This window comes from Patulibacter sp. NPDC049589, from assembly GCF_040675535.1.
Classification (GTDB): domain Bacteria; phylum Actinomycetota; class Thermoleophilia; order Solirubrobacterales; family Solirubrobacteraceae; genus Patulibacter.
In genome coordinates, this window is sequence record NZ_JBFAPC010000199.1 from 1 (window position 1) to 9,123 (window position 9,123).

At 74.7% G+C, this 9,123-nt stretch carries 7 protein-coding genes; 6 read left to right on the forward strand and 1 reads right to left on the reverse strand.

Going from position 1 to position 9,123, the window contains the following annotated elements:
- The coding region (locus AB0L40_RS24430; RefSeq protein WP_364360841.1) for a hypothetical protein at nucleotides 1–246 on the reverse strand (246 nt) is incomplete at its 3' end.
- Between AB0L40_RS24430 and AB0L40_RS24435 the strand changes: the two genes are divergently transcribed.
- From AB0L40_RS24435 to AB0L40_RS24460, 6 genes are all read left to right on the forward strand, one after another.
- The gene (locus AB0L40_RS24435) at nucleotides 229–2,376 is read left to right on the forward strand and encodes a PASTA domain-containing protein (RefSeq protein WP_364360843.1); all 2,148 of its coding nucleotides are present in this window, start codon (nucleotides 229–231) and stop codon (nucleotides 2,374–2,376) included. The genes AB0L40_RS24430 and AB0L40_RS24435 overlap by 18 nt on opposite strands.
- The gene (locus AB0L40_RS24440; RefSeq protein ID WP_364360845.1) at nucleotides 2,373–5,168 is read left to right on the forward strand and encodes a VWA domain-containing protein; all 2,796 of its coding nucleotides are present in this window, start codon (nucleotides 2,373–2,375) and stop codon (nucleotides 5,166–5,168) included. Before AB0L40_RS24435 ends, AB0L40_RS24440 begins: the two co-directional genes overlap by 4 nt.
- A gap of 140 nt (nucleotides 5,169–5,308) precedes the next feature.
- The gene (locus AB0L40_RS24445; RefSeq protein WP_364360847.1) at nucleotides 5,309–6,778 is read left to right on the forward strand and encodes a glycosyltransferase family 39 protein; all 1,470 of its coding nucleotides are present in this window, start codon (nucleotides 5,309–5,311) and stop codon (nucleotides 6,776–6,778) included.
- Between the two features lie 133 nt (nucleotides 6,779–6,911).
- On the forward strand, nucleotides 6,912–7,355 hold the full coding sequence (locus AB0L40_RS24450) for a hypothetical protein (RefSeq protein WP_364360849.1): 444 nt from the start codon (nucleotides 6,912–6,914) through the stop codon (nucleotides 7,353–7,355).
- A 101-nt stretch (nucleotides 7,356–7,456) separates the two neighbouring features.
- Nucleotides 7,457–8,281 carry a phosphatase PAP2 family protein gene (locus AB0L40_RS24455; protein ID WP_364360851.1) on the forward strand — a complete coding sequence of 275 codons (825 nt, stop codon included), beginning with the start codon at nucleotides 7,457–7,459 and terminating at the stop codon, nucleotides 8,279–8,281.
- A 216-nt stretch (nucleotides 8,282–8,497) separates the two neighbouring features.
- On the forward strand, nucleotides 8,498–9,123 hold a 626-nt coding region (locus tag AB0L40_RS24460), incomplete at its 3' end, for a thioredoxin domain-containing protein (protein ID WP_364360853.1).

Sequence of the window (9,123 nt, forward strand, 5' to 3'; positions counted from 1 at the left end):
CTTGTCCAGCTGCGACTGCAACTGCGGATCGTCCTTCTTGGCGATGTCGACGGCCAGCAGGAACGGGCCGTTCGCGCCCGGCCCGAAGGCCTTGCACGGCGCCGGCGGGGACGCCGGACCGCCCCGCGGCTCCGCCGTCTGGCTGATGTGGCCGGAGGAATGCCGCCGTACACTGCGCCCCGTGCGTGCCGCTGGGTGGACCGCACCGGACCCGAGACTGGACGACGCATGGGCAACCTCCCGCATGATCACGACGATCGGCCCGACGACGCAGGACCCGAACGCCCAGGGACCCCGGACGCGCCACCCTCGGCCTCGCGACTAGGCGGCGGCGCGGACCCGCTGGACGACCTCGTCGTCCTGCGCCCGAAGGGCTCGCGCCGGACCCGTCCGGCGCCGCCGGCGGCCGCTGACCCGGCCCCGCTCGCGTGGCGCGCCCCCGTCGAGTTCGCCGCCGAGGGTCCAGACCCGGACCCGACGCCGACGGTCGGCGGCCCCGCCGCGACCGCGGCGCCGGATGCGCTCGAGGCCCGGGCGCCGCTCGAGTCCCCGCCGGTCGACGTGGACCGCGCCCCGCCGTCGGTCCCGCCGGTCGACGCAGCGTCCGCCCCTCCCGCCGGCGCTCCGCTCGACCCCGCCTCGGCGCCCGGCGACGCCGACCCGCCGCGGACCGCGACCGACCCGGGGCCCACGGGCACGTGGGCGATCCCGACCGGACGCCCGCTCGGAGGCGGCCCGGGACCGCAGGACGACGGGACGCCCGCGCCCGCCGAGGCCCCGGACCCCCGGCTGCCGGGCCCGGAGGACGAGACCGTGGTCGACGCGGTCCAGCCCGGCTGGGCGCCCCCGTCCGCGGGCGGTACCCCGACGCGGCACAAGCCCTTCGACGACGCCCCGGCGGCCGCCGATCCCGATCCCGGTGGAGGCGAGGCCGAGGCCATCACCCCGCCGGCGACGCCCGCCCCGGACATCGGCGCCTGGTCCGGCGACACCACCGCGCCGGCCGGTCCGTGGTCCTCGACGGCGTCCGCGGCGCCGGCCACCGACCCGTGGCCGTCCGCCCCCGTCGACCCGCCGGCCGATCGCTGGCCGTCCGGATCCCCCGACCCCGACCCGTGGCCAGCCACGTCCACCCCGCCGCCGATCGGCCCCGAGGACGCGACGCCTCCGTACCGCTCCGCGGCCGACCCGGGACCCGATCCCGCCTGGGGCACGCCAGATCCCGCCGGTGCGTCGGACGTGCCGCACGAGGCCAAGGACGCCTTCGGCCCGACGCCGCCGCGGTCCGGGCGCGAGGACGAGGAGTTCGCGGTCCCGCAGTCCAGCGAGCCGCTGCCGCCGCCGGACGTCCCGGCGCCCAGCGCCGCGGTCTCGCGCCGCAAGGAGCGGGTCCGCAAGCTCAAGCGGGCCGGGCTCGTCACCACGGGCGCCGGCCTGGTGGGCGCGGGCGGCGTCCTCGGCTGGCTCGCCCGCGACGTGATCCCCGGCGGCGACGTCGGCGGAACGAACGTCACCCTGACCCGCCCCGTGCAGATCGAGTCGCAGCCGGTCGCGTCCAACACGCTGCCGAGCGTCACGGGCCTCGGCACCGACGCGGCGATCCAGGCCTACACGGACGCGGGGGTCGACCGGCAGCGGATCACGACCGAGGAGGTCCCGTACGTCGGGGCCAGCGGCACCGTCGTGCGGCAGAACCCCGCGGCGACGGCGCAGATCCCCGGCAAGGGGACCCCGATCGTGCTCTCGATCGCGAAGCAGGCGACGATGCCCACGTTGAGCGGCACGCCGAGCGATCAGGCCCGTGCCGCGCTGGCGGATCTCGGCGTCGGGGTCACGACCGTCACCGAGTACGAGCAGGGTGCCAAGCCGGGCACCGTCATCCGCAGCCGCCCGGCAGCCGGGGAGCGCGCCCAGACCCAGGCGACGCTCGTCGTCTCCGAGGTCGCGTCGAGCATCGACCTCTCGCAGCTCGATCCTGCGGAGACGGACGGCTGCGCCACCGAGGACGTCGGCGGCCAGCAGGTCATCACCTGCTCCCCGCAGGACGGCAAGGCGTCGATCGAGTACCCGAGCAACGGCAAGGTCACGAACCTGCGCGGCACGATCGCCCTGGGCCCGGACTCCGTGGCCACCCGCGCGCGGGTCCTCGTGCGCGAGGTCGGTGCCGGCGGCGTCGGCGTGAAGACCCGCCAGACGCTCACCGTGACCGGTGCCGGCGCGCGGTTCGACGTGCCGCTGAAGGGCGGGTCGACGATCCGCATCGAGGCGCTCCCGAACCAGGGCGGGGACTCCGCGGTCCAGGTCCGCATCAGCGACGGGCAGATCGCGGGCGCCCGCAGCGGCATCGACGCGCTCGACAAGGGGGCGACCCCGTGATCGCCGCCCGCGGGGCGCTGCTGCTGGCCCTCGCCGCCGGTGTGCTCGCCCCGGGCGTGGCGCACGGCCAGACGAGCACGGCGGCGGCGACGAGCACGCCCGCCGCGTCGTCCACCGCCACGACGGGCGCTGCGGCGCCGGGCAGCACCCCGGTCGCCGCGCCGCTGGACACCGCGGGCCAGACGCCGACCATGCTCGTCGTCGACACGTCCGGATCGATGGACGAGGACGACGGCAACGGCACGACGAAGATCGACGGCGCCAAGTCCGCGCTGCTGGACTTCGTCGGCGGCATCGAGCGGGGGTCGCGAGTCGGCCTGCGGACCTATCCCGACCCCGCGTCCTCGGAGTCCTGCGGCAGCGGCCGCCTGGCGATCGACATCGGCCCCGTCGACCCGGACCAGATGTCGGCGAGCATCCGCGGCCTCGAGCCCGACGGCGACACCCCGACCGCCGAGGCGCTGCGCAGCGCGGTCGAGGACATCCAGGCGACGGGCGCGAAGACCGGCAAGCTCGTCCTCGTCTCCGACGGGCACGCCACGTGCGAGGACCCGTGCGACGAGGCGAAGAAGATCCGCGACGAGGGCTTCCGCATCGACGCGGCGGTCGTCGGCTTCCGGATCGACGACGAGGGCCGCGAGCAGCTCAAGTGCATCGCCGGGGCGCTCGGCGCGCCGTACGTCGACGCGGAGGAGGGCGACGACCTCGCCAAGACGCTCGACGGGCTGACCCGCCCGGACCTGCAGGTGCAGATCACCGGGGACGCGAACCGCACCGTGATCGGCGGCGGCGAGCCGTTCGTCGTCGAGGGCACCGTCACCAACGACGGCGGCGCCGAGGCGCGCGACGTCGTCGTCCAGCTCGGCTTCACGCTCGAGGGGGGCTCGACGCTGCTCAGTGGCACGCCCGGGGGCAGCGGCTCCGGGGCGGCCGGCGGCGGTGCGCCCGGGGGCGGCACGGCGGGCGGCTCCGGCACGTCCGGCACGTCCGGCGGCGGGACGTCCGCGGGCGGCACCGCCGACCCGACGAACCCCGAGGACGTGCAGCCGATCGACGTGCCCAAGCCCGTCGTCCGCGTCGGCAACCTCGCCCCGGGCGAGTCCCGCAAGGTCACCTGGCGCGTGCGCGCCGCCCCGGGCCTCGTCGGCAGCAAGCTCGGCCTGAGCATCGCCGGCCGTTCGGAGAACTCGACGGACACCGGCCTGGTCAAGGGCCAGGTCGCGGTCGACGGGGTCAAGAACGTCGCCGAGGCCGGGGCCGTCCTGCGGGGACCGGGCACCGGCGTCGCGCTGCTCGGCGACGGCTTCGCGTCCGGCGAGGGGTCCGACGACTACACGCCCGACACCGACACGCCGCGCGACGGCTGCCACCGCAGCCCGGACGCGCTGTTGACGCAGTTCGGCGGCAAGGGCGTGCGCAACCTCGCGTGCTCGGGCTCGATCCTCGCGGAGGTCGTCGGCCCGCGCCAGCGCGCCGGCGAGGACCGGCAGCCCGCGCAGACCACGGCGCTCGCCGACTCCCAGAAGCGCAGCGGTCCGGCCCAGGCGGCCGTCGTGATGGCGGGCGCGAGCGACGCCGGCATGGGGGCGCTCCTGCGCTCCTGCGCGCTGAGCCGCACGACCTGCACCGACAGCGTGTTGCTCAACGCGCCCTACGACCCGCGCTCGGCGCTGCCGACGAAGCGCTACGTCACCGAGCACCTGGGCGCCGACAGCGGCCTGCGCGGCCGCCTGGTCGGGGCCTACCGGCGGATCGACGAGGTCCTCAACGACGGCTCGGCGGTCAAGCGTCGCGGCCGGGCCGCCCCGATCCTCGTCGTCGGCTATCCGGTGCCGACGCCGTTCTCCGCCCGCACGTGCCGCGCGATGGGGACCTACACCCAGGGCGGCGTGACGTCCTACGCGCTGACGACCGAGGAGATGAGGCTCGTCGCCGAGACGACCGTCCGGCTCAACGGCGTGATCGAGGGGGCGGTCGAATCGGTCCGCCGCAGCGACGGCGTGCCGATCGCGTACGTCCCCGCGGTCGAGATGAGCGACCAGCCGCGCAACACGGTCTGCCACAACGGCCCCAAGGGCGCGGCGACGCAGCCGTACGTCCGTTCGGTGATCAGCCTGACGGGCGCGCGGATCAACGGCGGGGCGCTCGACGACCTCGCCAACCCCGCGGCCGGTCCCGACCCGGGCGACGTCCTGACGAAGCTGCAGGCCCTCGACCCCGTCGCCCGGCGCAGCACCGACGAGATCGGGCATCCCAACGCCGCCGGCCACGACGTCGAGAGCCTGTCGCTGTTGCGCTGGAGCAAGTCGCCCGATGCGCAGCGAGTGGTGAAGGCGGCGGCGACCGCCGGATCTCGCGGCGACGGCCAGACGTCCTGGGCGGTCGGGAAGACGCGGCTCACCGGCTCCGGCACCCCGTCGGTGGAGCGGGCGACGACCTACCCGCTCGCGCTCGCCGGCTTCGCGCCGCGCTCCCGCGTGCGGGTCTCCGTCGCGGACGGCAAGCGGCTCGTCGCCGACGCGCAGGCCGACCCGCAGGGCCGGATCAGCGCGACGATCCCGGTCGAGCGCCAGGTCCCGACCGGCCGCCAGACCCTCGACGTCGACGGCGTCGCCCCGGACGGCAAGGAGCGGGTGATCGAGCAGGGCATCGACGTCCAAGGCCCCTTCAGCCCGCCGTGGCTGCTCGTCGTCCTCGGCGTGTCGGTGCTCGCGTTCGCGATCGGGCTGCTGACCCGGCGCCGGGCGCGGCGGGTGGAGGCGCGGCCGGTGGAGGACGGGGAGGCGGGCTGAGTGAGGTGCGGGGGCGTGGTCAAACGTGCGTCGGAACGACCTCCGGCGAAGGCGCTCGAGCTCCCGGAGCGGCGGAGAACGGGCGCACGCGACGGCCTCGACGTCGTGCAGCACGGCCGGTGCTGCGGGGAAGGCGCGTGATGGCGGTCGTCACAACGACGTCGCGACCGTGGGCAGCACTGATCGGCATCTCCGTCACCGCCGCAGCGGTGCGCATCCCGTTCGTGGGCTCCGGCCTCGGAGCCGACGAAGGCGGCTACGCGGCGATCGCTCGGGCCTGGGCGGACGGTGCGCCGCTCTACTCCGATGCCTGGGTCGACAGGCCGCAGGGGTTGATGGTTGCGTACCGGGGGTTGCTCTCGGTCGCCGATAGCGCCGTGTCCATCAGGGTCGGCGCGGTGCTTGCGGGGGTCGGCATCTCGGTCCTGCTCTACGAGGTCGCCCGACGGTTGAAGAACCGCAGGGCTGGACTCCTCGCGGCATCGGTCTACGCGCTCGTGGGCGTGGCCCCGCAGGTGGAGGGGTTCTCGTTCAACGGCGAGCTGGTGGCCGGCCCTCCGACCGTCGCCGCCATCGCCGCGGCGCTGGCCTGGAACGACGGAGCAGGCCGACGGTGGCTCCCGGCATCCGGCGCCTGCGCTGCGGCAGCCATGCTCTGCAAGCAGTCGGCATTCGACGGGCTGCTCGTCGTGCTGCTCGTGGTGGTGCTCGGCCGGCGTGGGGCCGGAGCACGCCTTCGTGTCGCCGGCGGGGTCGCGCTCGGAGCCGCGCCGCTGTTCGCTGTCGCCGCGCTCCACGGCGCACGCTCGGGATGGTCCGAGTACTGGACCGCGGTCGTGGGCTACCGCTGGGAGGTCTCGCTCACCGCCTCGGACCGCTGGTCGCGTTTCGAACGCTCCGTCGGCCCTGCGTGGCGCGCGCTGCCGGTCGCGTGGGTCCTTGGCGCGGCGACGTTCATCGGAGCGGTGGTGACGCGTAATCGCGCCCTGTTGGTGGCCGTCGCGTGGCTCGTCGCTGCGGCACTCGGCTTCGCGGTCGGCGGGGGTGCTTGGCCGCACTATTACGTGCAACTCCTGCCTCCGCTCTGCCTGGCCGTGGGACTCGTGCTTGCGCCGGTGCGATGGGCGTCGCTCCGGCTCCTCCTCGTCATGGCGGTAGCGGCCCCCGCCCTCGTCTTCGTGGCGCGCACGACGATCGACGGCGACGCGCGTCTGCGTGACCTCCCGTTCGCCGCCACCGCGCGCGCCGATGCGCGTGTCGGCGCCTACCTGCGGTCGCGGACGAGGCCGGACGACACCGTCTACGCGCTCATGACGCACGCCGGGGTGTACTTCCACGCCCGTCGACGAGCAGCGCTTCCGTACCTGTGGGCCGTGCCTCTCCACGCCGTGCCCGGGGGAATGGGCCGGTTGCGCCGCGTGCTCACGAGCCCGAACCGCCCGAAGTTCGTTGTCGTCTACCAGCCCGCCTGGTCGGTCGATCCGACCGGTGAGGTCGGCGCGCTGCTCGGCGACCACTACGCGATCGACCGGGCGGCACCCTTCCGATCTCCCCGAATCCTCCAAGCCATGCCGATCACCCGAAAGCACTCCGATGCCTCGAATCCTTGAACGCCACCTTACTGCGTCCGCCGCCGCCGCTTGCGTGCTGGTCGCCGTCTCGCTCGCAGGATGCGGCGGCGGAGGAGGGACGCCAGAGCGTCTCGTGAAGGCCAACGAGCTCCGCCGGTGCGCAAATGCGGTGGTGGCCGACAAGAAGGAATACGACGAGACGGTGCGCCTGGTGAAGTTGGAAGGCGTCGCGAGCAACGGGCTCATGGGAGTGTCGATTCCGGGCGAGGACGGCGATGGCGGCGCGGCGCTGATCGTGTTCGAGTCGCGTGAGGCGACCAAGCGAGCGTTCTCCCGGATCGTGGACGGTTCGTCGCCGACCGCGGTTCCGGCCGTCGTCAGCCGCGCGAACGTCGTCGTGTTGTCAAACCTCCTGGCGGCGGCGGATTCGACGCGTCACGAAGCGATTGCTCGTGTCCGGCGGCACTTCGACGACGCGGTGTTCGAGCCGTGCATGGGCGGTCCGTCCACGCTCGCGAGCCTCGTCAACACTCCCGGCGACGTCGGGACCGTCACCGACCCGTCCCAGTTCACTTACACCGACAACGTCGGCAACACCGTTCCCGCCGCGCCGTGAGCGTCGGGCCGCGGGCGGGCGGGACGCCGCGCCCGCGGCGGGTTCTTCCGCCGGTCATCGCGGCGGCCGTCGTGGTCGCCTATGTCGCGGCGAGCGGCCGCGTGCCGGTCCGTCCAGTCGACGTCTTCGCCTGGCTCTTGGCAGGCCTGATGCTGGTGAGCGTTCGCCGGCCCCGGGACGCACTTCGCCTCGCGCGGGACTGGCTGCCCCTTCTCGCCTTCCTCCTCGCCTACGCCCTCGCCCGCGGAGCGTCCGACACCGACGTGGCGTCGGCGCACTACGCCGTGCAGGTCGACTTCGACCGGGCGCTCGCGGGCGGGTCGTTGCCGACGCTCTGGTTGCAGCAGGCTCTGGCGGACCCGGGCGTCGTGCGGTGGTACGACTGGTGTGCCTGGGCGACGTACGTCTCCTACTTCGTCGTCCCGTGGGCGGTGCTCGCGGTGCTCTGGCACGGCGACCGCGACCGCTTCCGGCAGCTGCGAAACCGGATCGTGACGCTCGTGGTGCTCGCGTGCGCGGTCTACGCGGCGTATCCCGCGGTGCCTCCGTGGCTCGCGTCGAACCTGGGGCGGATTCCGCCGACGGAGCGGCTGCTCGGTCCGGTGTGGTCCGCGGTGGGGCTCGAGCCGGCGCGGGCGTTGTTCGACACCGGGGGCGACGTGGTCAACCTCGTGGCTGCCGTGCCGTCCCTGCACGCGGCGGTTCCGGCGTTGCTCGCCGCGTGGTCCTGGCGGGCCCACCGCCGTATCGGAGTAGTGGCCGGCTTCTACGCCCTCGCGATGGGCTTCACCCTCGTGTACACGGGAGAGCACTTCGTCTTCGACGTCCTGGTGGGCTGGGCCCTCGGGGCCGGGGTCGGTCTCGTGTCGCCTCACGAGCTGGCTTCCGTCCTCGGCGAACGGCGTCGGCGGTTCGCTCGCGGCTGACGGCTTCGAGCTCGCGCCGGCGTAGCGGGCCGCGACCTGTGGCCTCGCCATCGGCCTGCGGACGAGCCGTCGGGTGCGGCCGTGCGCCGGGCGTCCGGCCCGGCCCGACCGGTCGGCGCGGGGCCCGGCCGCTGCGGGCGGTGGTGGTGGCGTCGCCGGGAGATTGGGCGAGACGGCGGATGGCGGATGCTGCGGGTCGTATCTAGCGTCGGGGGCATGCGACGCGACGCCCTGCGCCCATCGTCACCCGTGATCGGCGGTGCGGTGCGCGCCCTGGTGGTCGGGGCGAGCGTCGCCGCGCTGGTGGGCTGCGGGTCGGGGTCGCCCTCGTCGGGGTCGGCCGGCGGGGCGTTGTCGTCGGCTACGTCGTGCGCGGACTTCCTGGGCGCGCCGGAGTCGCAGAGGCAGGCGTGGTTCGCGAGGGATCTGGAGCGGTACGGCAGCGACGGGTTGAACAACGCGAACGTCACGTCGAACATCGGCGGTGCGTGTGGACAGTTCCCGCAGAGGGATCTCGGGTGGGCCACGCGCTCCGGGGTGCAGAGCGTCGCGGGTCAGACGTACACGGGCCTCGACGCTGCGTCCCGGCCGGAGGGGGCGGACGGGACCGGAACGGCCGGGACGCGGGGCACCGCGTCGACGGAGCGCCCCGAGCCCAGCGCGTCGGTCACGGGCGTGACCGAGACCAAGGCGCTGCTCGCGGGCGTGACGCAGTACGGCACGCTGCTCGGCGCGCCGGACGCGCCCGTCACGATCCACGAGTTCGCGGACGTCAAGTGCCCGGCCTGCCAGCAGTTCGAGGTCAACTCCCAGAAGCAGAACGTCGACGAGCTCGTGAAGAC